Source organism: Scardovia wiggsiae F0424 (assembly GCF_000269605.1).
In the GTDB taxonomy this organism is placed as follows: Bacteria; Actinomycetota; Actinomycetes; order Actinomycetales; family Bifidobacteriaceae; genus Scardovia; species Scardovia wiggsiae.
The window spans coordinates 94,645-116,513 of the sequence record NZ_AKCI01000001.1 but is presented as its reverse complement, the minus strand read 5'-3'; the positions used below and the strand labels follow the sequence as shown (position 1 = coordinate 116,513).

The following is a 21,869-nucleotide window of genomic DNA, read 5'->3' as shown; positions in this document are numbered from 1 at the left end:
CCAGCACCAGCTATTTGCCGCTGCCTTTTTCCCCGCCGTTTTCCCTGCTGCTTCGCGAAAAAATATCCCTGATAAACTGTACAGCTTTCTTCCAGCCCGTATGCCTTCCCAGCAGGTCATAAGCCCTGCGTCCGTAACTCGGCACATAGCTTGGGCCAAAAGAATATGCTTTCCTGGATGATGGCCTGCCCACGATCTGCCCGAATTCGAGGAGCTGTATCCGAGGCTCATACGGGTGCCTGATATCGAACTCAAACAGCCGCCCTGCGCGTTTCTGCGGCGCAGGCCCGTAAGAACCGAAACCGCATGTAGGGTTGGCTACCATAAGGATGCCCCTGTATTCGCCTGCGAATCCATTGCGGTGGTCATGTCCCGCTGAGATCGCACAATAGCCGTGGGAAGAGGCCATGATATCGAATTCGCCCGAATCTTTGTCCGGGCAGCTTATCCCCTCCCCCAGGTAGCTGTCGGGAAGTGTCTTATCAGGGTCGATCTCATAATAGGCATGATCGAAAGCCCTGTACCCCCTGACTGCATGGGCGCGCGTAGGGGCAGTCTCACGCAGGAGCTCGTAATACTGCGGTACAGGGATGTTCTGGAAAACTATTGACTTTGCCGGGGACTGATGCGCAAACCCGCGCATAAACTCCAGAGCATCCAGCGAAGGGGAACCATACCCCCCGCCTAACGCATATGTACCGGAATCGACAAGCATTATGCCTAAAGTATCATTCCCTTCAGTATCCGAAACGGTGAGCGCAAAGGTCCCCGGTTCGCATGCATACACGTGCTGACGGTCCATACCCTGTGCAGGGACAGGCTCAGGGTCACGGAGATCCGCAACAACAGCTTTCGGATTGAGACATCCCGGGAATTCGCGGTAGATAGCATCAAGAGCAGCAGTATTGAGCCCGCACTGGAAATCATGCGTGCCATACGTTACGGCAAAAGGGATATCACGGTCAATAAGGGGCTGGAGGAACTGCGCGATACTGGACCGCACCAGGCTGGATGTCTCTTCCATGCTACGCTGCCTCTCCTGCTCGGAAAGTGAGGACTCCTTCCAGTTCGCAGCCCATGGCCGGTTGATAAAAGTGCCGGCATACGCCGGATCATAGCCCGCGATCTGGTTGCCGGAAAAAATAACGATATCGGGACGTGCCGAATCACATGCAGCAGCGATAAGGCTGACAGTATCTTTATTCACATGCGGGCCATCCTGTATGTCCGCAAACTGGAGGATGCGGAATTTCCCGGATCTGTGGAACTGCAGCCGGCCAAGGCGTGCAGAAACAGACAGGTGCGAGGCATCGCACAATGGTGCTGCAGAGCCGTCCGATAGCTGCCGCGGGGCTCCTGCAGCCTGAGAAACATCTGATACAACCGCCATATCGCTGACCATAATAATAGGGTATCAAAAAAAGCCTCCGGCGTGGAGGCATTTTTATCTTTATAAAACCGCTTAAGCCTGCGCGGCCTAAGCTGAATGGCTGGGGTACCTGGACTCGAACCAAGAATGGATGAACCAGAATCACCTGTGTTGCCAATTACACCATACCCCAATGGTTTGTACACTATCAGTTTTAGAACCAGGTATGTACAAACGGGTACCCCTGACCGGATTTGAACCGGTGTTAACGCCGTGAGAGGGCGACGTACTAGACCGCTATACGACAGGGGCGATTCAGTTTTAGCACCTGTGTGCAGCAGTAACGCTACCCATCAGGCACAAAAAGCGAGTATACACACTTAGAGGTGCTTGCGCAACTGGGCGAGTCGCGCAAGGGTAAGCCCCTTGCCCAGGATCTCGATAGATTCAAAAAGCGGCGGCGACACCCTGCGCCCTGAAATGGCGATACGCACGGGGCCGAAAGCAAGCCTCGGCTTATATCCCAGCTCTTCAACCAGAGCTTTGCCAAGCACGTCATGGATTTTCTCAGCATGCCAGTCAGCTTCGTTTATCCCCTTCAGGGCGGCAGCTGCAGCGTCGAGTACTTCACCAGCGGAATCTTTAAGCTGCTTACGGGCATCATCATCCGGCTCCATATATTCCTCAGTGGAGAGGAGGCCTTCCATCATTCCCGGCACCTCGCCGAGCAGGCGGACGCGTGTCTGTACAAGGCCTGCAGAAGCGCCCAATATCTTCCATTCGCGCTCAGTCAGGCCGCCCCATGAACCGGCGCTGGCAACACCGTCGCGGTAAAGGTACGGTACCGAACGGTTAAGGAAATCCTGCGGATCAAGCATGCGGATATGCTCAGCATTGATAGCAGTAGCTTTATCCAGATCAAAATGTGCCGGGTTCGCTTTAACATCACGGACATCGAACTTCTCTATGAATTCATCAATGGAGAAGACATCGCGGTCTGCAGCAATGGACCATCCAAGCAAAGCAAGATAGTTCAAAAGGCCTTCGCGGATGAAGCCGTGGTCCCTGTGGAGGAAAAGGTTGGATTCGGGGTCACGCTTTGACAGCTTTTTCTTCCCTTCGCCCATAACATACGGCATATGGCCAAACAGCGGTATCTGCCCGGCGATCCCCAGCTCCGCAAGATACCGGTACAGGACGATCTGGCGCGGCGTAGAGCTGAGAAGGTCTTCGCCTCGCAGTACTACATTGATGTCCATCATGGCGTCATCAACTGGATTAGTAAGGGTATACAGCGGGTCGCCATTAGGGCGGACAATCACATAATCGGGCACTGAGCCTGCTTTGAAAGTGATCTCCCCGCGGATCAGGTCATTAAAAACGATATCTTCATCAGGCATTTTTATACGCAGAGCCGGATCCCGCCCTTCTTCACGGAACGCCTGCTTCTGTTCATCAGTAAGGGTCCGGTCATAGCCGTCATAACCGAACTCCGCCGGACGCTCGGCAGCAATATTACGCTCCCTGGTCTCCTCCGGGGTGGAATAAGATTCATAGGCATACCCTGCGTCAAGGAGTTTTTTGGCAACATCAGCATAAATATCCATACGCTCAGACTGGCGGTAAGGGGCATGCGGCCCGCCCACATTGACCCCCTCGTCCCAGTCGATCCCGAGCCACTGGAGCGCCTCAATGATCTGGTTATAGCTTTCCTCGCTGTCCCTTGCACTGTCGGTATCTTCAATGCGGAACACCATAGTGCCGTGGGTATGCCGGGCTTCAGCCCAGTTGAACAGCGCAGTACGCACCATCCCTACATGCGGGATCCCTGTAGGGGAAGGGCAGAAACGCACACGGATATTTGCAGGCATCTGAGGCCGTGCCTTATCCCCATCAGCCTTCCCACTCCCGGTGTTTTCCAAAACTTCTGACATTATTTCCCTGCCAAACCTTTATCTTTTATGAATAGTGACTGTACAACGTATCTATTGTGCCTTTGCGCTTCGACGAATGTTGTGCGCCTTTTATATAATGCTGGTGTAAATTTCATACGCCTTATATACATATCCTTACATACAGATCATGTATACGGGCGATACCCAACCAATAAGGAAAAATTATGACTTATCAGCAGCCTGACGGCCAGCAGCCCTACGGCCAGCCATCTTATGGCCAGCAGCCTTACGGACAGCCTTCATACGCCCAGCAGCCGCAGCAGAACACCGGTACGGGCACGAATACAGGTGCAGGTGCGCCTGGTGCATCTCAACCCGGATACCCGTCAAATTATAATTACAATACTTATATCCCTCCAAAGGCTGAGCCTGCATTGGGGCTGCCGTGGTACGGCATCCCCTTCCCCAAGGCAGTTGCGCGCTTCTTCAAGAAGTATGCAACATTCTCAGGGCGGGCTTCGCGTTCGGAATATTGGTTCATTGTCCTTTTCAACATACTGGTCTCTTTTGCATGGTGGATGATTATCAGCATCATTGCTTCAACCATGACACCAAACTATGATTATACTTCTTTGGGCGTCCTGGGGCTTGGCGGTATAATGCTTTATGGGATCTACCTTCTTGCTATCCTCGTCCCCAATCTGGCACTTACCGTGAGGCGTTTGCATGACAGCAACCACAGCGGATGGTGGCTCCTGGGATACTGGTGTGCAGAGATTATCCTCGGCATCATCATTTTTATCATAACGATCAACACCCTGGCATCCATTCTTGGCTACTACGGGTATGCCCATTCAATTGATGTTACCGCCCCATTTATAGCAAGTATGCTGGGCTTTACAGGGAATACCGCAATAGTCGGGCTCCTCCTCTTTGCCCTGCGCATCGCTTATATCGTTTTCATGTGCCTGCCGTCAAAGGCTGAAGGCCAGCGTTTCGATAAGCCTGAAGACAACCCTCAGTATTTCCTTGCGCACGCACAGGCAGCCGGATCGCCGGCAGGCGCCCAGGCCGGTTATGGGCAGCAGGCATACCAGCCTGCGGCAGGGCAGCAGAGTTTCCAGCAGCCTGCCGGGAACCAGGCACAGTACGGGTATCAGGGATACGGGCAGAACTTCGGCCAGCAGGCAGCACAGAGGCAGCAGCCCGCTCAGCAGCAGGGACAGCAAGGCTTCTCCGGCTTCTCTCCGCAGCAGCCCCAGGCTTCGGCCTCTCAGGCACAGGCATCACAACCGTCTCAGGCTCCCTCCCCCTCCTCCCAGCAGGTATCTGCACCTTCACCGCTGAGCAGTACGGCACAGCCTTCCCAGAACCAGTATGGGCAGCCATCATCTACCGGGCCTAATACTGATACCGGGTCAGGGCAGACTGCCGATCCGGATGCAGAAAGTTCCCAGCAGTAGCTGAACTGTTCAACCGGTACACAACAAAAAGGATATGGATAAGGATTCCACAATATTATCATTTCACAGAAGGGCTATGCTATGACGTTTGAACCACAGGCACCGTTACGGCCATACGGCCAGGCTGCATCGCAGCCGGTATCAGCACCAGCGGGATATGGGCTGCATAATCCTGCTTTTGCGGATCCTTATCCATATCAGTCATCCTATGCACCGTTCCCGGTGCAGAAACCGCAGGGGATGTATGTCCCCTTCAATGCAGCACCGGGTTCTTCTGCCTCGCAGGCGCTCCCCGAGGAACCGGAAAGGAACCAGCCGTGGTATGGAGTGTCAATGTATTACGCGGCTAAAAGGTTCTTTACAAAATATGCTGTTATTTCAGGAAGGGCATCCCGTTCAGAATTCTGGTGGGCCTATCTGTTCAATTTCCTCGCTGTATGCGCCCTGGCTGTGCTGCCCGCTTTCCTCAGCGTTTTTATTCCTGCAATGGGGATACAGCCATTAAGCTATATCATATTCCTGTTTATTGTGCTGTACCACCTCGGCACCCTCATACCCGGCCTGACCCTGACATTCCGCCGCGCACATGATTCCGGGCTTCATAACTGGGTCCCTATAACGTACTATGTATGCCGTTTTCTTCTTGATATAGCTTTATTCAGCGTTCTGATGAAGGCCGCTACGGATACATCCGGCATGGGAACGTCCCGTTTCGATAACTATTACGGATACAGTTCATACTCCTCATACTCACGCGGCTCATATTCACGCGGGTTTGGCGAGTATTCCATAATGGCATTCTGGTACAGGGCAATTGCTGACGGCCTGCTTGCTGTCCTCGCTCTCATGCTGGTCCTGGCAGTTATCTATGTGATATTGATGGCAAGGCCTACAGCAAAAGATACTGCTCCCCGGATTGCCCAGCAGAACGCTGGCGGGTGGATGCCTGTATACAGCACGGACGGCCGGCAGGCCTACAGCAATTTTTCCGCTGCCTCGGCCAACGGTGGTGCTTCTTCCACGGCATCTGCACCATCGCCGCATACTGCCGGAGCAGGGCAGCCCGCAGGCACCCAGTACGGTTATGCGCAGCAGCCTTCTTCCCTGCCGGCTGCCGGCATACAGCACGGTGCCGCGGGGAATCAGCCTGTTCAGCCCCTGCAGCAGCCAGGATACGGATATCCTGCACCTGTGACTCCGCTCCAGCCCCCTCAGAATGTCTATTCCCCTTCCGGAGCGCATATCCGCTGACAATCTATCTGAGTTTTAGTACTGTTTCCCTCTATGGCATCTACAATTAAACCTCCCGGCAAACTGGCGGCAAAAAAGCACCCGCTGCTGTTGGCATGCATACCTCCGGTTACCGTAATAACAGTTCTGCTGGCTGTATGGGAGGCAGCCGTATCTTGGGGAAGCCTGCCGGGACGCGATATCCCTTCACCATCGCGGATCCTGGAATCTGCTGTGCTGAACTGGGATTCTTTATCCTATGCAGCATATATTACAGCCTCAGAGGCCGTGGCAGGGTTTGCTATTGCAATCATAGCGGGCATCCTCGGCGGGGTTGGCCTCTATACGTCTAAAATACTGTACTCAGCATTATTCCCTCTGCTGGCAGGCGCCCAGGCCCTGCCTCTGATCACTATAGCACCGCTATTTGTTATCTGGTTCGGGTATGAACCCCCGGGGAAAGCAGTACTGGTTGCGATATTCAGTATCTTCCCCATTGCAGTCCAGACATGCCGCGGGCTTATGGCTGTACCGCAGTATTTCAGCGATGTTGCCCTGACCTGCGGCGCTACCCGCAGCTGGGCTTTATGGCATGTGCAGATGCGTGTCGCAGCCCGCCAGATATTCAGCGGGATCAGGATATCAGCAACGTATATTTTCATAACAGCGACGACAGCAGAATATGTAGGCGCCCGCGCAGGGATCGGGATATGGATCCAGTCTGCCTATGTTTCCCGCCAGTCCCCAATGGTTTTTGCCGCCACTTTTGTGATCCTTATTCTCACAGGTATTATACTCAGCATCATCGCGGCCGTAGAATGGCTTGCCCTGGGGCCTCCCGGATCTGACAGCATCGATTAGCCGCAAAAGTCTGATGGTACCGCATAACGGACCCGCAGACCTGCAAGTCAGCCTGGGTTAAAGTTCAACCTCCGGTTTGCCGGGATCATCCTTGACATGCTCAAACTTCTCAGCAAGCGCAGCCCTGCTTTTCTTTTCATCCTCTTCCCTGGCTATACGTTTAGCCTCAACAGGGTCCCACAGGATATCTGCAGTATGTTTCTCCCACTCATCCGCTGCTGCCAGGGAAAGCGCATCCCAGGACTCCTGCGGATGCATGAACGGCACCATGAGATATTCATATTTCACGAAGATCCGCGGCAGCGACCACTGCTCATTGAACTCATTGACAAAAAGCACCGCAACAGTCCGGGCAGTATCATCCGGAGTAAAGCCCGCAACGCACTGCCTGACCTGTGTATATGCGTACAGGGATACGGCAAACCGCTGTGCAAAACTGCGGCTCTCAGACCTGCTGATGTTTTCCATCAGGGCCTCGCACTCATCGATTGCCGTATCAAGGACATCCCGGTTCCCATCATTGAAGGGGCTGCCCATGCGCGCTATTACAGTACGGAATACTGCGGGGTCAGGGTTTTCGCTGAACTCAGCGGTATCATCATAAATATCATTCGCGAGGATAAGTGCATCTACTGCCTGCTGAGGCCGGCCGGGGATCTCTTCAGCGCCTTCATAGACATATTCAGCATCCGCAACAGTCACATCACAGTCCCTGACGAGAAGCTGTGCAAATTCACGGGTCTGCCGTACGCGCAGCGTTTCGTTATATTTTACGTCATTGTCCAGCTGGGTCCTGTTGGCAAGCGGCCACAGCGATTCCAGCCTTTCACCGTTTTCAGCAGCTTTTTTCACAGATGCCTGCGCGCTGAGATTCTGTATGATATCGGCAGGGGCCTCTGTCCGCAGGGGATTTGCCTGTGCAGCCTGCCCTGTATAGTGCCCGGTCATCCTGTTTTCCATATTTTCTGCATCACCATATGTATACGTGTATTATCTGTTTTGCCGGCTGCCCTGTCCGCTGCCGTCAGCAGCCCATCTGCTCCCCTCAGCGCCTGGCCGCTCAGCTGATGCCTGCAGCGGGGTCGCAGTAAGCTATATTCATGACCCGGTGCGTCCCTGCTTCAAAGGTCAGTGATGTCACCGACGCCAAAGCGGTGCGGCGCAGGAGCATATTATGCTCAGGCCGGCCTTTTTCAAGCATATGCCGGAATGACCAGATCGGAGATTCATGGGTTACAGCGATCACGCTGCCCCCCGGATATCTGTCAACCTGTTCATAAACAAAATCCGAGACACGTTCTGCAATAGCCTTATACGATTCCCCCCAGCTGGGGCGCCACAGGTTCAGGATCAGCCGCCAGTTGCCGTTTTTCCACAGGGCACCCTCGCCATGGCCTATGCGCCTGCCGCGGAACTCATTCCCTGCTTCAATAATGCGGCTGTCTGTATGCAGGTGCAAAGGCGGCAGAGGGCCGGTACGGCGCTGCATATTGACCGCTGCAATAATAGCCTCAGCCGTTTCCTGCGTACGTTCCAGCGGAGAGGAATATATCGCAGCAGCAGCGCACATATCGCTGCGGGATGCTATGAACCGGGCTGTTGCTTCCGCCATGCGCCTGCCGCGGCCGGACAGGTGGAACCCGGGCATACGCTCATACACGACATGTCCGGGATTGTCTACCTGCCCGTGGCGCACCAGATGGATCGTTGTATATGCCATAGGCTAGAAATTACCGCCGTTCCATCCCCAGTCTGCGGTTGCAGTATACCTGATATACATACGGTCTTCGCTGATCCCCAGCGTCTCATGTACAGCTTTCATCACAGCCTGGCCGAGCCTTTCCCATGTATCAGAGCTGACAGGGGACCGCCCGAAAGCATTGATTTCCACGTATGCTGCCGGTTCCTTATCATCACCGGCAAAATAGATCGGCATCCCGTCTTCGAACGGGCACATCAGCCATCCCTCAGATTTGCCCGGAAGGATGGAGATAGCCTCACCGTAAGCATTTTTCAATGCTTCACGCTGTTCAGGGGTTGTCGTCACGCTGACGTGTGTATGGATCACTGGCATATTGCCTCCTTTATAGATTTGCTGGCTGCTACGAAGCACCGGCAAAGCTGCTGCCGATACATCCGGCGCCAGACGCCTGTATCAATTATAAGGCATCCGTCACAGGCCTTGAGGCCCATGGCTTAAAGACCATTGACCGATCCTGTACGCGAAAGATTTCTTGTTGATTTCAGCACCCGGGGAGGGCGCATCTAAAAGCCACTTGCGGATAACGAAATTCCATATCATGACTACTGCTGTTGCCACAAGCTTGCTGCCCATAGTATATATCTGATACCACAAAGGGTCGGTCTGCTGCATTGAGGGGCTGATGATTACTGCGGTGCCTATCCATATGATGAATGCATTAATAAGCAGCCCGATAACAGACGATACAACGAATATCACGATTTCCATCCACCGGGCCATATCATCGCGGTGGACGAATACATATTTCATACTGGCAAGATAATTAAAAATCAGCGATACAATAAAAGATACTATTGAAGCCGGGACTGCATTCCAGTACAGGAAACGCACCAGGGCATAAAGAAGGCCTGCATCAATAAGGAAAGCGAGAACTCCGACGATCCCGAACTTTATGATCTGTTCAAACTTTTTCACACATATTATTCAAGCACCACCCCCTGAGCAAATACATAAAACCAGCAATAAATTAAGGGCTGCCGGCATACGTACCGACAGCCCCATATCTCCAGCCGCATCAGCTGCTGGATAAACCGTATTTACTTTTCCTCGGTCACCCGCACTGTGAACTGCGCGGAGATCTCCGGATGAAGCTTTACGGATGCAGGGTATTCGCCTGTTGCCTTAATGCTTTCGACTGTAATGTTCTTAGGGTCAACAGAACCGGCTTCGGCAACTGCTGCAGACAGCGCCTGAGCGACCTTATCTGTGCTGATGCTGCCGAAAAGCTTGCCTGATTCAGATACCTTGGCAGCAATCTCAACAACAGTACCTTCAACAGCTGCCTTTGCTGCAACTGCATCTTCACGGGTCTGAAGGGCTTTGGCACGGCGGGCGCGCTGCATCTGCTCGATCTGCTTTCCCGCCTTCTCAGACCACATAAAGGCTGCACCCTGGGGGATCAGGAAGTTGCGGGCATAACCGGCTTTTACCTCAATGGTATCCCCGGGCTGGCCCAGTTCGGACACATCTTCGCGCAGGATAACTTTTACATTCTTTCCCATGTGATCACCTACCTTGAAGAACGGCCTGTTGAGCTGTATGGAAGAAGAGCCATCTCACGGGCATTCTTGATTGCGCGTGCGATCTTACGCTGCTCCTGGACCGTTACCCCTGTAATACGGCGTGAACGGATCTTACCGCGGTCAGAGATGAACTTGCGCAGAAGCGCTACATCTTTATAATCAATTTCAGTAACTTTAGCCGTTTTCAATGGATTCGGCTTTTTCTTAAAAGGCTTTACTGGAGGCTGAGGCCTTTTGCGTGACATATGCACACTCCTTTTTATCAAACTTTATAAAATCTAAATTCCCGGATTCCCGGACGTAAACCTTAAAATTCAGGATCTGCGAATTCATCATTTGATCCGAAATCATTACCGGAACCGAAAGCGGCACCGGAATTGAATGAATCGGTATCAGATGAATTTGCCCACGGATCGCCCCCCTGGGAGGCGAAGCCGCCGCCGTTGCCTGAAAAACCACCGGAATTCGCATTGGAAGCATTCGCCTGGGTAGCGCCGCCCTGGTATCCTCCGCGGTTCCCGCCGCTGAAGCCGCCGCTGTTGGAACTGCCGCCGGAGAAACCGCTGCTGCTCGCATTGCGCTGCACCTGTGCCGTGTTGCGGCTCAGCGCAGGCCCGATCTCATTAACGCGGAGTTCAACGACTGTGCGGCTCTCACCTGACTGCGTCTGATAGGAACGCTGCGTCAGATTGCCCTGTGCAATAACGCGCATGCCTTTGGACAACGACTGGGAAATATTCGTTGCCATCGGGCTGTACTGGGAATCCCAGCAGGAGCAGCGCAGGAATAGCGCATCCCCGTCTTCCCACTGCCCGCTGTTGCGGTTGTAGGTCCGAGGTGTTGATGCGATAGTGAAGTTCACTACTGTACCGCCATTGCCCGTTGTGCGGAGTTCCGGATCAGCAGTAAGATTTCCAACTATTGTGATCGGCGTTTCTCCAGCCATGATGACTTACCTCAATTCGCGAATTATTTAATATGCTTACTTTGCGTATATCTGTTTCCGGCAGGATCTACTCGGCATCCTTACGAAGTATTTTCGTACGGACAATGGATTCATTAAGGTTAAGAAGACGATCCAGCTCAGCGCTTGATGCAGGTTCGCTGGTATATTCAACGACAGCATACGCGCCTTCGGTTTTGCCGTCAATCTCATATGCGAGCTTGCGGCGGCCCCAGATATCGATATTTTCTACAGTGCCCTTTTCATTGGTGACTGTTTCAAGATACTGATCAATAAGCTTTTTCAAAGCATTATCATCCAATTCCGGATCAGCGATCAGCATTAACTCATACTTATGCGCAGACATCACCCACCTCCTTCGGACTAAAGGCTGCAGGCTTTCTGCAGCAGAAGATGTGTTTACGCTTGCCGGGCGGGCTATGCAGACTACGGTCTTCCGCCAGCCTCTGATCCGGCCGGCCTGACACGGTCTCTATGCCTGCGTCAGCAACTTATTTACTATACCTGCATACCGCGACTATGCAGCGGCGCGGTACGGCAGGCACTGCAGCATCTGCAGCCCTCGTTCGGATAAGGGTATCACTGTCCACTGCTATCCTGACGGCGGGCCATATCCGCATAATGCTGTTCGGTTTCACCTTTCACGGCTTCCCACCAGCTGCGATGTTCCTCATACCACTCTACCGTTTTCGCCAGCCCCTGCTCAAAATTAGTGGACTGCGGTTCCCATCCCAATTGCCGGCGGATCCTGGATGCATCCATGGCATATCTCTGGTCCGCACCCGGACGGTCTCTGACAAATTCAATACCCGCATCAGGATGGTCCCCGCTCCTACCCATGGTCTGCAGGATCATACGAGCTATCTCAATATTGGAACACTCCCCGCCTGCACTGACGATATACGTTTCACCGATCCGCCCGCGTTCCAGCACTGCCCAGACAGCAGAACACTGGTCTTCCACAGCGATCCAGTCGCGCACAGCACGTCCGTCGCCATAAATCTGCACCGGGAGCCCGCACAGCACATTCGTGATCTGCCGGGGGATGAATTTTTCCACATGCTGCCAGGGGCCGTAATTATTGGAACAGTTGGAAATAGTGGCTTTTACACCGTATGTCCTCACCCACGCGCGTACGAGCTGGTCAGAAGCTGCCTTTGACGCCGCATAGGGGCTTGACGGCCGGTACGGGCTGTCCTCAGTAAACTTCGCTGTACTGGACAACGGCATATCCCCAAATACTTCGTCCGTAGAAATATGGTGGAACCGCACATCATATTTACGTACAGCCTGCAGAAGCCTAAAAGTGCCCTCAATATTCGTCGAGATAAAAGGCTGAGGGTCGAAGATGGCATTATCATTATGCGATTCGGCAGCAAAATGGACAACTGCGTCCTGGCCTGCTACCGCCTCATCCACCGTTTTTGCATCGCGGATATCGCCTTCAACAAAAGTGATCTGCCCGCGCACGCCGTCAAGGTTATGGATATTGCCGGCGTAAGTAAGCGCATCCAGGACTGTGATCTCCACTTCAGGATGCCTGTCTGCAACATGCCGGACGAAATTTGCGCCGATGAACCCTGCACCGCCCGTCACAAGGATACGGCGGAACTGCTTATCCGAGCCCATCCTGCCGGCCCCCTGTTCCGTTCCCTTCTACTCCTGCTATTGCTGCCGGTCCGGTTCCTGCATCTTCCTCCGGCACTTCCTGCGCATTTTTATTAGTCTTCCTGGACTTTGCTGTTTTCTCCGCTTTTCCCTTTACCCCTTCACGGGCTTTCCTGCGCCGACGCTCCTCCCAGAAATGCGCTGGCATCGCAATCATAAACGAAGTCACAAGCACCGCAATCATCATCGCCGGCGGGAAAACTGTTACTGCGAGAACAAAACCAAGCGCCTTGACTGCCAGATCGACACTGAGCCAGCTGAGCCGGAAATCAACACTGTCTGTGATTGCGGCATTTGCCGGTATGGCAGCAAGCCCCCTGCTCAGCCACATATTCAACAGGGTGGCAAGCACCACGACAATGCCATAAAACCCCTGTGCTGTCCTATTGAAGAAATTGCCGGCTACAAGCAATGTGGCATAGGGGAAAAGCGAAACAAAAAAGAGGAGTATCAGGACCCGCCATATAACAGCACTGGTGATCTCTTTAACTGAATTCCACTCATTGTGTATCCCCGCCCACATGGCACCCAGCCAGAAAAATGACAGGGCGTAGGAGAAAAAACTTGCCTGGAGGCCCCACAGCCCTGCCGGCGTTACCGGATCAGGCTTAGGCAGTTCAAGCACGATAATCGTCATAATGATTGCAAGGACTGCATCTGTGAAAGCTGCCAGCCTTTCTTTTGACACTTCCGGCCTCCTTAATAAGCTCAACAGTTTATGGCGTTTTTTAGTTTGCGTACGTGGCCGTATCAGCCCTTACAAGTCTACAACTTCCTCATGCCGATTACGCCAGGCGGCAACCGTGCAACCACCGTGCAGCTTTTCGCATCCTCACCTGCACATGCCCCGGCACAGCGCATACATCGCATAAGCTAGAATGATGGCAGACCTTTAACCGATATGAAAAGGAAGGCACCCAATATGGTTCATGATGTAAATACTGCTGACGCCGGCGCGGAGACTGACGGAATCAACGCTGATATTGTAATCGTAGGGGCAGGGCTTTTTGGCCTGACGATAGCCCAGCAAGTGGTGGAGCATACCGGCAAACGAGTACATATTATTGATATCCGCAGCCATATTGGGGGTAATGCTTACTCATATTTCGATGAAAAGACCGGTGCTGAAATCCACAAATACGGTGCGCATCTGTTCCACACTAGCAATGAGCGCGTATGGAAATATGTAAACCGTTTCACTGAGTTTACCGATTACGTGCATCGTGTGTATACCACACATGCCGGCGAAGTCTTCCCCCTGCCGGTGAACCTGGGGACCATCAACCAGTTTTTCCATGCGTCGTATACGCCCGCAGAAGCAAAGGCTGAGATTGAAAAGCAGGCTGGTGAATACGCTGATGTTGACCCGAAAAACCTTGACGAGCAGGGCAAAAAGCTTATCGGGCAGCCGCTGTATGACGCTTTCATCCGCAACTATACGGCCAAGCAGTGGCAGACGGATCCAAGCGAACTGCCCGCATCTATTATCCGCCGCCTGCCCGTACGGTTCACCTATAATAACCGCTACTTCAAAGACACGTGGGAGGGGCTGCCGGCTGACGGGTACACAGCATGGTTTGAGCGCATGATCGATGATCCCCGCATCACCGTGTCGCTTGGCGTTGATTTCTTCGATGAAAGCCAGCCATATAACAAGAAAGCGCTCGTAGGCCGTGTCCCCGTTATTTACACAGGCCCTGTTGACCGTTATTTCGATTATGAGCTTGGTGAGCTCAAGTGGCGTACTGTTGATTTTAAGGAAAAGCGCTATGCGGAAGATGACCACTTCGGCTGTGCAGTAATGAACTATGCTGATTCCGATGTACCGTACACCCGCGCTATCGAATACAAGAATTTCAACCCCGAACGGTACGACAGGCAGAACCATAATGAGACTGTTGTCTGGGAAGAGTATTCACGCTTTGCCGAGCGCGGCGATGAGCCGTACTATCCCATCAACACCGACGAAGACCGCACTCTCTACGCGCAGTACAAGGCAAAAGCAGCCGAAGAGCCTCAGGTCGTTTTCGGCGGGCGGCTCGGCACTTATGCATATTACGATATGCATCAGGTGATCAGCAGCGCCCTGGCCGCTTATGACGGGCAGGTCGCACCGCTGCTGGCAGAATAGGCCCGAGGTCCGCGGGCACGGGGCGCGCGGTAATACGCGGATGCAGTTACCGTCGTGGTCTGCCTGCGCTTCGCTGGAGCCTCCTGTTTTTTACCGCCGGAGGGTGCGTATAAACGATAAATTTAAGAAGAACGGGACGAAAGCAAGCATGGCAAAAATCGCATAAAGGCTGCAAGACAAGGCCTTGCAAGGATGACTATCCCCTCCCGAGTGCATAAGACACGAATGGCCTAAACCCGCTAGCGAATTCGACGGCGTGTGTTAAAGTTTAGAGGTCGCACAGACATGGAGGATTCGCCTAGTGGTCTATGGCGCACGCTTGGAAAGCGTGTTGGGTGCAAGCCCTCACGAGTTCGAATCTCGTATCCTCCGCTCCAGCCCTTTTCTCGCCTGAAGGAAAAGGGCTTCTTTATTGCCAAATAGCAATATATCCAAAAACAGATTGATTCATGTCAGGCTATGGGCACGGCGTCCGTGCAGATATTATCCAGTGGCGAAGATAAACCGGCTGGCTTACAGCGGAGTTGGGCTGGCCCCCGGTGCTGGCAGCACTGGCAGGACAGGTATCTGCTCCACCAGCGCAACCGGCGAACAGGCCGACGTCCCATGATTGCCATCATGGCAGCGGTATTTTCTCCCATACAGATATTTCTTGAATTTTGCACATGATGTTACCACTGGGTACTGCTGGCTGGCCGCAGTGATTCATTCACGGCCGGCACGTTCCTTGACATAACCGATGAACCGGTCCACGGCCTCGGGGGTACGGTGATCAAAGAACAGGCTGGTCCCAGTATCAAGCGCAGTGATAGCTGCCATGTCGTCAGCCGTAAGCGTGAAGTCGAAAATATCAAGGTTCTGAGCCATACGCTCCGTATGGGTAGATTTCGGCAAAGCCACAATACCGCGCTGCATAAGCCAGCGCAGGATAACTTGCGCGGCCGACTTACCGTACTGCCCGCCTATAGCCTTGAGCGTCGGATTGTCAAATAAGCCGGATTTGCCTTCGCCAAACGGTGCCCACGCTTCCTGCACCACCCCGCGTGCAACCATGTTCTCATGCGCAGCAATCTGCTGGTTAAGAGGGTTGGTCTCAACTTGGTTGACCATCGGAGCAATCTCGTTGAAGGCAACCATATCCGCCAGCCGGTCCGGATAGAAATTGCTTACTCCGATAGCGCGTACGACACCATCCCTGTACAGCTTTTCCAGCGCGTGCCATGCACTGTAGTAATCGGCAAACGGTTGGTGAAGCAGCACGAGATCCAGATAGTCGGTCTTAAGCTTTTTTAGTGAAGCATCAATAGATTTGAGCGTGTTTTCATAACCGTAGTTGTCAATCCATACTTTGGTGGTGACAAACAGATCTCTACGGCTAATACCGCTGGCCTTGATGCCATCGCCTACCTCGGATTCATTGAAATATGACTGTGCAGTATCGATATGGCGGTAACCAATCTCAATAGCCTCCCGTACACAGCGCGCGCAGTCGTCCTTGCCGATCTGGAAAACGCCGTAGCCTATCTTCGGTATTTTAGTACCATTACTAAGGGTGATATGCTCCACGATAGTTCCTTTCAATGATTCACACTGTCCAATTGATAATTCATAATATATATGCCGGTAGCAGCTACCGGTCAAATTACGACACGCCAGAACCAGACTACTGGTAAAATCCGCCAGAGCGGACGTGCGATAATGAACCGCACAGAATCACGGTATGATTACGGAATCCGGAGAAAGTTATGTCAAGAGCAACAGACGAACAGAGCCATCTGTATACAATGAAGGAGACGTGCGAACGCACAGGCATGAAATACGAGACATTAAAGTTTTACTGTAATGAAGGTCTTGTACCCAATCTGCAGCGCAACGAACATAACCATCGGGTCTTCACTGAACGCGATATTGCCTGGATCGAGGGGCTCGGCTGCCTGCGCCGCTGCGGGCTGAGCCTCGCAGAAATGCGGCATTACATGGAGCTGTGCATGAGGGGAAAATCGTCCATCCCCGAACGAAAACGAATGCTTGACGAAAAATATAAGGCGCTGCATGCCAGGCTGAAAGAAATTAACGATTCAATCGCCTACATTGACAATAAGCAGTGCTTCTACAATAACGTTCTCGCCGGTCGAACCGAATACCACAGCAACCTGATATAATCGCATACAAATCCGATTGGTTTACTGTGCATGGTAAGTTCACATTCTATACTGATATCGCGGTAAGCTGACAGGATAAACCGGTATCGGCATACCCGGCCAGTTATTCACCTGTTTTTAACCGTACTTATAAATATCGGGCAAAAGGAGGGCCAGCATGGCGTGGGAACAGCAGACTATTACTACCGTAACCTCCGACAGCCAGCTGCATAAAGCCCTCCTGTCCATCGGCCTGCAGCCGACCGATTCCTGCATCGTACATACCAGGATGAGCGCTTTTGGATTCATCCCCGGAGGGGAACAGACTGTTGTCAGCGTATTGAAGGAGGTACTGACTGACGGCGACATCATCATGCCTGCGCAAAGTACTGACCTGTCCAGTCCCGAGGGGTGGGAGTTTCCGCCGGTTGACCCTTCGCTTATATCCTCTGTGCATGACGCACTCCCCGCCTTTGACCCGGATCTTACACCGGTGCATGGCCTCGGCAGGATACCCGAATACTTCCGTACGCTCCACAATACCAGGCGCAGCCTCCACCCTCTGTATTCTATGGCTGCCTGGGGCAAACATGCCGACTGGATATGCGAAACTTGCACATATGATATGCCGTTTGGCGAAGGCAGCCCGCTTGATAAGCTTTATCAGCTGGATGGAAAAGTGCTGTTCCTCGGCACAGGATTTGATACCTGCACCGCTATCCATTATGCCGAATCCACTATCGGAAGGCCTCTTATCCGGGAGACTGCGCCAGTGGGCAAAACAGATACTGACCAGCGCAAAGCCTCAGTAAAATGGATAACATACGATAGCGTTGATCTTGATAAGTATGATGATTTCACTGCGTTCGGACACCATTTCATGGATACTGACCCTTCGGCTATCCGTTCCGTAAAACTCAATGGCGCGCGCATCATCACTTTCCCTATTCGCACACTGGTCAGCCGTGCGCGTGAGTACTACAGAAACAAAGACCGCGAAATGCAGAATATGTGATTATAATAATTATTATCCATCGGAAAATAGGGGAGGCCATACTAGTGAAACGAATAATTAGCCATAACATCGAACGGTTAAAGGCGCTTATCATAAATCATATTAATATAAGCTTTTTTATCATTGTTTTCCTATTTACCATAGTTCTTTACAATGTTTATACTCAACCTGGTAGCCATCGTTTTCTCGCAGATAACTCAGTTACATTACTTACATACTTAGTTGGGCTTACGGCACTAATTGCCTTTACTGTTACATTTTTCAATTCGTTTGCTTCTACGAACGTGAAGAATGCTTATTACCTTGGAATAAATCGCAACCTTTTTCGTCTATCTAAAAAACCCGGATATTCATTAATTTCTAGTAAAGAGTTTCGGGGAAGCCTTTTACTCCTTTATATTATACCATTGTCGAAATATTTTATACCAAAGGATAAGCTTGTACTTTTACCTCATAAACCTCAATTTAGTAGTATTGACATTAACTCACTACTTTTGTCTTTTTGGTATGTAACATATTTATTCTGTTTATTTAGCCTTATTCTCAGTGCAAATGACTGTTTAAGTCTCCTATGGTCACGGAGCGATATGTTGCAATCGGAGCGCGACAAAACCGACAATATGATTGATGATTCTTATAAAAAAGAATTTTGTGAAACACTCATTCATTATATCGAAAATTACAAAAACAACGAAGATCCAATAGAATTAATTGAGAAAAGGATTAATTTATTTCAGGAAGACGAAAAATTTATTTACCTGTATACGATATTGAATGATAGTGAGAAGAAAGTCACTTACCGCACCTTATTTATGAATAATGATGAGCAAAAAACAGTATTCCGTAACGATAACTCATCTATAATAAGCGATCGTATTCTTTGTATTAAAAGATATTTTGAGAATAAATGGAAAGTTTTATCTACTTTGAAAATTGAGGATCGGTCTCAGGAATTACTCGAATTCATAGATGGTCAATATAAGAGAAATACTGAGTTATGCTTAAATATCTACGCGTCTTGGGGGAAAGAGTATTCTGAGAAAGTACTCGTACCCTACCCAAAAGAGGATCCTAACCCGAAACAGCAAATAGATACATTGTTATCCAAGATGACCCAGTGCTACAACAAAGCTTATCTTCATAATGCTGACGCTGACCCGAAGAAAATAATAGAGTTACACGAAACACTCAAAAAGGCAATCGATATCGGTAAAAACGGAAATATTCAAACGGCAACCCAAGGAGCTGAAAAAGTACTTCAGGAAACCCAAAAGGCCATTGAATCAGACTACCTTGAAACAGCAGGCGAATTTCTTCTTACTTATCCATGGCAAGCTCGGGGATGGCAAGTATGGAAAGTAAAGGAAAACTATATTAAGTTGACATATAACAAAGACGGGACAGAGTTGCTACACCTTCTTAATGAGCAAAACATAACAGACTTGGTACTACTTAAAGCAATATTGGAATTTCTACCTATTGAGCAGATTATCAGACACTTAATATATACCTGCGCTTATTCTCATAGGAGATATGATGTTAGCCCGATAGTTGTTAAATATGAGCTGTATAAATCTATTATACAACGTAAAACGATGGAACTTGATAAGCTTAAAAAGCCTTCAGATTTTCAAACTTCTCTTATTGGGAGTATCTCTAAAGATATTGATTATTATGATATTGGTTATTATCTTAACGACCATATTGTTAAAATAATAATTGACTCAATCTTTTCGGATGGAAAGATTGACCAACAACTAATAGATAAAATACGTGGAGTTTTTGATACTATAAATTACTTGGCATTACGATCATGCCTTACAAGTGAGTATAAAGTTCTTTCAAAGATATCTCCGGACATAGCAGAATCTCCTCAAAAAGAGGATCTGAGGGATTCGATAAAATCAACCCAAAAGAATTACCCAGAAACTATACCTAGTGTAATGGCAAGATTATCAGAGATTTTACAAAAATAAAGTAAACAAAATTGGGGCAACGCCTGACTGGCGAAGCCCCAATTACATAAGGAGAGGTTGTTTTAGTCTCCTAAATTAACTTAAATATTAAGTTTTGCATCAACCCGGCGGGGATGCCCCGCCCCACTCTTTACTAAGGCTGGGCATCCCATCAAGATATATATGCCGAGTATCCTACTCTTTCGCTGCGCGGATCTTCACAGTCAGCACGCCGGCAGCTGCAAGAAGCAGGATAACCGAAACCGCTGCAACCCCAAAGGTACCGACACCGGTACGGGCAAGCTTCTTCTGCGGCTTCTTTGGGGTCGCAGGAGGAGCCGGCGGAGTATTCGGCGTTGGAGGAGTCGGTGGTGTTGGCGGGGTTGGAGGGACCTTGACCAGGTTCTTATGCCATGCTGCAGTGAGGGCAGCTGGGCAGGTCGGTTCAGAAACCTTGACCAGGTTCAGATCAGGATCCGGGAGATACTCGATCTTATCAGATGCGAGGCTTGCTCCAGTACCGAAGAGGCCGAACTCAGTAAGATCACGGGCAATAGCATTCGGAGCTTCATGCTTGTATGTCAGCGAGGTGCCGACACCGGAAGCTGCGAAAGTCCCCTTAGGAGCCTCATTGAAACCGTCAACGTTATTCATGAAATTAGCGGTGCAGCGCTTGCCTGAGCAGGTAAGCTGGCTGTTCGGCGGATTCATAACATCAAGGTTGCTCTGGTTGAAGGTAACGGTAGATGACTGGTGGAAATCCACATCGCCAACAGCAAATGCCTGCAGGGAGCGTACCGGGTTTCCGCTCTTGTCAAGGAACGTTGCACTGATGGTAATATCATTGGCATTCATATAATCGAAGAGGATGCCGCGATGCTTGCCTGAGCCATTCTCATAACCAACAACAAGATTTACACTCTTATCGGCAGTTTCGGTACCCGGTTTGAGGTTGGAGCGGTCAATAGCAGTAACAGTGATCTTCACATCATACATAGTGCCGTGATCGTCTTCAGCAGCATTAGTAATAGTGAAAGTAGTACCCACCTTAACATTGGTAAGAAGCGCTGTAGGAGTACCGGAGCTGATCGTGGAATCATTCACACCGTTAGGGATGCTTGCCTTCGTCGGATTGACGATAACCTTGGTATTAGCATCCTTGACTGCAGAAGAGCCCGGCACCCATCCTGTTTCCTTGAACAGTACAGTACCTTTCTTTGCAGCATCAACCAGATGTGCAGTGAGCTTGCTGTAGTAACCAAGGCCATGACCTGTGGGGTTCCACTGGCCGGTAACATAAATTCCGGAAGCTTCATCCTTATACAGGGAGTGATTCTTCAGATTGTCCTCAACACGCTTGGTATCAGCATTATGACGGTCAACTTCAGCCTTCTCTGTTGTGTATTTGTTCAGAGCGGCTTCATTCTCAGCGCCGGCATTGTTCGCCTGACGCTCATATTCGGCAAGATCGGAAGCAGTGACGCTGCGGGTCGTAACATTGGCTTTCGGATACTGTGCCTTCAGCTCATCAACCCGATCATTGATTTTCTTTGCAAGCCCTTGGGCCTGAGTGCAGGCCTCAGTATTAGCCTTGGCCTTCTCAATAAGCTCTTTCAATGCTTTTACCTGAGCGGCATAATCCTTATCTGATGCGGACTGGTTCGGCTGCTTGACATCTTCAGACTGCGTTACAGTAATGCCAGCATTCTTTGCCTCATCAACAGCTGTTGTCAACTCGTCCGGCACGTCAGCAGGAGTGTACTGATCGTTATCGGCAGCATAAGCAGCGGCCGGAACCACCAGTGCACTGGTAACAAGCATTGCAGCAGCCGCAGCGAAAACACGGCGCTTCATGCTCACTTTGTTATCCTTAGAAAACATGACTCTCCTTA

21 protein-coding genes and 3 tRNA genes are annotated in these 21,869 nt (G+C 51.0%); 8 read left to right on the top strand and 16 right to left on the bottom strand.

Going from position 1 to position 21,869, the window contains the following annotated elements; genetic code table 11:
* Window positions 1–10: 10 nt before the first annotated feature.
* The 4 genes from HMPREF9156_RS0100570 to gltX form a co-directional block, all read right to left on the bottom strand.
* A complete protein-coding gene (locus HMPREF9156_RS0100570) occupies window positions 11–1,402 on the bottom strand; it encodes a metallophosphoesterase family protein (RefSeq protein ID WP_007148293.1) in 1,392 nt (463 codons plus the stop codon).
* Window positions 1,403–1,487: 85 nt separating this feature from the next.
* A tRNA-Gln gene (locus tag HMPREF9156_RS0100565) sits at window positions 1,488–1,562 on the bottom strand.
* 46 nt (window positions 1,563–1,608) lie between these two features.
* A tRNA-Glu gene (locus HMPREF9156_RS0100560) sits at window positions 1,609–1,681 on the bottom strand.
* Between the two features lie 68 nt (window positions 1,682–1,749).
* Window positions 1,750–3,303 carry a glutamate--tRNA ligase gene (gltX, locus tag HMPREF9156_RS0100555; RefSeq protein ID WP_007148292.1) on the bottom strand — a complete coding sequence of 518 codons (1,554 nt, stop codon included), beginning with the start codon at window positions 3,301–3,303 and terminating at the stop codon, window positions 1,750–1,752.
* 185 nt (window positions 3,304–3,488) lie between these two features.
* Here gltX and HMPREF9156_RS0100550 point away from each other — a divergent pair, with 185 nt between their 5' ends.
* From HMPREF9156_RS0100550 to HMPREF9156_RS0100540, 3 genes are all read left to right on the top strand, one after another.
* Window positions 3,489–4,727 (top strand): DUF805 domain-containing protein, encoded by a 1,239-nt coding sequence (locus HMPREF9156_RS0100550; RefSeq protein WP_007148291.1) that lies wholly within the window; start codon window positions 3,489–3,491, stop codon window positions 4,725–4,727.
* Window positions 4,728–4,808: 81 nt separating this feature from the next.
* Entirely contained in the window at window positions 4,809–5,978 is a 1,170-nt protein-coding gene (locus tag HMPREF9156_RS0100545; RefSeq protein WP_007148290.1) for a DUF805 domain-containing protein, read from the top strand.
* A gap of 33 nt (window positions 5,979–6,011) precedes the next feature.
* On the top strand, window positions 6,012–6,818 hold the full coding sequence (locus tag HMPREF9156_RS0100540; RefSeq protein WP_007148289.1) for an ABC transporter permease: 807 nt from the start codon (window positions 6,012–6,014) through the stop codon (window positions 6,816–6,818).
* A 57-nt stretch (window positions 6,819–6,875) separates the two neighbouring features.
* Here the strand turns inward: HMPREF9156_RS0100540 and HMPREF9156_RS0100535 are convergent, their stop codons facing one another.
* From HMPREF9156_RS0100535 to HMPREF9156_RS0100490, 10 genes are all read right to left on the bottom strand, one after another.
* Window positions 6,876–7,778: a hypothetical protein gene (locus tag HMPREF9156_RS0100535; RefSeq protein WP_017147344.1), complete on the bottom strand. Its 903-nt coding sequence runs from the start codon at window positions 7,776–7,778 to the stop codon at window positions 6,876–6,878.
* Between the two features lie 100 nt (window positions 7,779–7,878).
* Window positions 7,879–8,538, bottom strand: coding sequence for a histidine phosphatase family protein (locus tag HMPREF9156_RS0100530; protein ID WP_007148287.1), 660 nt, complete (start codon window positions 8,536–8,538; stop codon window positions 7,879–7,881).
* 3 nt (window positions 8,539–8,541) lie between these two features.
* Window positions 8,542–8,892 (bottom strand): phenylpyruvate tautomerase MIF-related protein, encoded by a 351-nt coding sequence (locus HMPREF9156_RS0100525; protein WP_007148286.1) that lies wholly within the window; start codon window positions 8,890–8,892, stop codon window positions 8,542–8,544.
* A 99-nt stretch (window positions 8,893–8,991) separates the two neighbouring features.
* Entirely contained in the window at window positions 8,992–9,495 is a 504-nt protein-coding gene (locus tag HMPREF9156_RS0100520) for a GtrA family protein (protein WP_007148285.1), read from the bottom strand.
* Window positions 9,496–9,617: 122 nt separating this feature from the next.
* Window positions 9,618–10,082: a 50S ribosomal protein L9 gene (rplI, locus tag HMPREF9156_RS0100515; RefSeq protein WP_007148284.1), complete on the bottom strand. Its 465-nt coding sequence runs from the start codon at window positions 10,080–10,082 to the stop codon at window positions 9,618–9,620.
* An 8-nt stretch (window positions 10,083–10,090) separates the two neighbouring features.
* Window positions 10,091–10,348: a 30S ribosomal protein S18 gene (gene rpsR / locus HMPREF9156_RS0100510; RefSeq protein WP_007148283.1), complete on the bottom strand. Its 258-nt coding sequence runs from the start codon at window positions 10,346–10,348 to the stop codon at window positions 10,091–10,093.
* A 62-nt stretch (window positions 10,349–10,410) separates the two neighbouring features.
* Window positions 10,411–11,049 (bottom strand): single-stranded DNA-binding protein, encoded by a 639-nt coding sequence (locus HMPREF9156_RS0100505; RefSeq protein ID WP_007148282.1) that lies wholly within the window; start codon window positions 11,047–11,049, stop codon window positions 10,411–10,413.
* Window positions 11,050–11,116: 67 nt separating this feature from the next.
* Complete coding sequence (gene rpsF, locus HMPREF9156_RS0100500; RefSeq protein WP_007148281.1) at window positions 11,117–11,413, bottom strand: 30S ribosomal protein S6; 297 nt, start codon at window positions 11,411–11,413, stop codon at window positions 11,117–11,119.
* A gap of 233 nt (window positions 11,414–11,646) precedes the next feature.
* Window positions 11,647–12,696 carry a dTDP-glucose 4,6-dehydratase gene (gene rfbB / locus HMPREF9156_RS0100495; RefSeq protein WP_007148280.1) on the bottom strand — a complete coding sequence of 350 codons (1,050 nt, stop codon included), beginning with the start codon at window positions 12,694–12,696 and terminating at the stop codon, window positions 11,647–11,649.
* Window positions 12,683–13,423 (bottom strand): TMEM175 family protein, encoded by a 741-nt coding sequence (locus HMPREF9156_RS0100490; protein ID WP_007148279.1) that lies wholly within the window; start codon window positions 13,421–13,423, stop codon window positions 12,683–12,685. Before HMPREF9156_RS0100490 ends, rfbB begins: the two co-directional genes overlap by 14 nt.
* A gap of 234 nt (window positions 13,424–13,657) precedes the next feature.
* Between HMPREF9156_RS0100490 and glf the strand changes: the two genes are divergently transcribed.
* Together glf and HMPREF9156_RS0100480 are read left to right on the top strand one after the other, a co-directional pair.
* Complete coding sequence (gene glf / locus HMPREF9156_RS0100485) at window positions 13,658–14,866, top strand: UDP-galactopyranose mutase (RefSeq protein WP_007148278.1); 1,209 nt, start codon at window positions 13,658–13,660, stop codon at window positions 14,864–14,866.
* 287 nt (window positions 14,867–15,153) lie between these two features.
* Window positions 15,154–15,238 (top strand) — tRNA-Ser (locus tag HMPREF9156_RS0100480).
* A 333-nt stretch (window positions 15,239–15,571) separates the two neighbouring features.
* Here HMPREF9156_RS0100480 and HMPREF9156_RS0100475 read toward each other — a convergent pair.
* A complete protein-coding gene (locus HMPREF9156_RS0100475) occupies window positions 15,572–16,432 on the bottom strand; it encodes an aldo/keto reductase (protein ID WP_007148277.1) in 861 nt (286 codons plus the stop codon).
* A 179-nt stretch (window positions 16,433–16,611) separates the two neighbouring features.
* On the opposite strand from HMPREF9156_RS0100475, the gene HMPREF9156_RS0100470 reads away from it, so the two are divergent.
* The 3 genes from HMPREF9156_RS0100470 (at window position 16,612) to HMPREF9156_RS0100460 (ending at window position 19,998) form a co-directional block, all read left to right on the top strand.
* The gene (locus HMPREF9156_RS0100470) at window positions 16,612–17,028 is read left to right on the top strand and encodes a MerR family transcriptional regulator (protein WP_007148276.1); all 417 of its coding nucleotides are present in this window, start codon (window positions 16,612–16,614) and stop codon (window positions 17,026–17,028) included.
* A gap of 157 nt (window positions 17,029–17,185) precedes the next feature.
* On the top strand, window positions 17,186–18,022 hold the full coding sequence (locus HMPREF9156_RS0100465; protein WP_007148275.1) for an AAC(3) family N-acetyltransferase: 837 nt from the start codon (window positions 17,186–17,188) through the stop codon (window positions 18,020–18,022).
* Between the two features lie 620 nt (window positions 18,023–18,642).
* A complete protein-coding gene (locus HMPREF9156_RS0100460) occupies window positions 18,643–19,998 on the top strand; it encodes a hypothetical protein (RefSeq protein ID WP_155998896.1) in 1,356 nt (451 codons plus the stop codon).
* Window positions 19,999–20,172: 174 nt separating this feature from the next.
* On the opposite strand, the gene HMPREF9156_RS0100455 is transcribed toward HMPREF9156_RS0100460, so the two are convergent.
* On the bottom strand, window positions 20,173–21,858 hold the full coding sequence (locus HMPREF9156_RS0100455; RefSeq protein WP_007148273.1) for a cell division protein ZapA: 1,686 nt from the start codon (window positions 21,856–21,858) through the stop codon (window positions 20,173–20,175).
* Window positions 21,859–21,869 lie beyond the last annotated feature (11 nt).

What these genes read in the sequence shown, in the direction of transcription:
- HMPREF9156_RS0100570 (WP_007148293.1), bottom strand. Translation starts at nt 1,402, where the DNA reads ATGGTCAGCGATATGGCGGTTGTATCAGATGTTTCTCAGGCTGCAGGA.
- gltX (WP_007148292.1), bottom strand. Translation starts at nt 3,303, where the DNA reads ATGTCAGAAGTTTTGGAAAACACCGGGAGTGGGAAGGCTGATGGGGAT.
- HMPREF9156_RS0100550 (WP_007148291.1), top strand. Translation starts at nt 3,489, where the DNA reads ATGACTTATCAGCAGCCTGACGGCCAGCAGCCCTACGGCCAGCCATCT.
- HMPREF9156_RS0100545 (WP_007148290.1), top strand. Translation starts at nt 4,809, where the DNA reads ATGACGTTTGAACCACAGGCACCGTTACGGCCATACGGCCAGGCTGCA.
- HMPREF9156_RS0100540 (WP_007148289.1), top strand. Translation starts at nt 6,012, where the DNA reads ATGGCATCTACAATTAAACCTCCCGGCAAACTGGCGGCAAAAAAGCAC.
- HMPREF9156_RS0100535 (WP_017147344.1), bottom strand. Translation starts at nt 7,778, where the DNA reads ATGGAAAACAGGATGACCGGGCACTATACAGGGCAGGCTGCACAGGCA.
- HMPREF9156_RS0100530 (WP_007148287.1), bottom strand. Translation starts at nt 8,538, where the DNA reads ATGGCATATACAACGATCCATCTGGTGCGCCACGGGCAGGTAGACAAT.
- HMPREF9156_RS0100525 (WP_007148286.1), bottom strand. Translation starts at nt 8,892, where the DNA reads ATGCCAGTGATCCATACACACGTCAGCGTGACGACAACCCCTGAACAG.
- rplI (WP_007148284.1), bottom strand. Translation starts at nt 10,082, where the DNA reads ATGGGAAAGAATGTAAAAGTTATCCTGCGCGAAGATGTGTCCGAACTG.
- rpsR (WP_007148283.1), bottom strand. Translation starts at nt 10,348, where the DNA reads ATGTCACGCAAAAGGCCTCAGCCTCCAGTAAAGCCTTTTAAGAAAAAG.
- HMPREF9156_RS0100505 (WP_007148282.1), bottom strand. Translation starts at nt 11,049, where the DNA reads ATGGCTGGAGAAACGCCGATCACAATAGTTGGAAATCTTACTGCTGAT.
- rpsF (WP_007148281.1), bottom strand. Translation starts at nt 11,413, where the DNA reads ATGTCTGCGCATAAGTATGAGTTAATGCTGATCGCTGATCCGGAATTG.
- rfbB (WP_007148280.1), bottom strand. Translation starts at nt 12,696, where the DNA reads ATGGGCTCGGATAAGCAGTTCCGCCGTATCCTTGTGACGGGCGGTGCA.
- glf (WP_007148278.1), top strand. Translation starts at nt 13,658, where the DNA reads ATGGTTCATGATGTAAATACTGCTGACGCCGGCGCGGAGACTGACGGA.
- HMPREF9156_RS0100470 (WP_007148276.1), top strand. Translation starts at nt 16,612, where the DNA reads ATGTCAAGAGCAACAGACGAACAGAGCCATCTGTATACAATGAAGGAG.
- HMPREF9156_RS0100465 (WP_007148275.1), top strand. Translation starts at nt 17,186, where the DNA reads ATGGCGTGGGAACAGCAGACTATTACTACCGTAACCTCCGACAGCCAG.
- HMPREF9156_RS0100460 (WP_155998896.1), top strand. Translation starts at nt 18,643, where the DNA reads ATGATTGATGATTCTTATAAAAAAGAATTTTGTGAAACACTCATTCAT.
- HMPREF9156_RS0100455 (WP_007148273.1), bottom strand. Translation starts at nt 21,858, where the DNA reads ATGTTTTCTAAGGATAACAAAGTGAGCATGAAGCGCCGTGTTTTCGCT.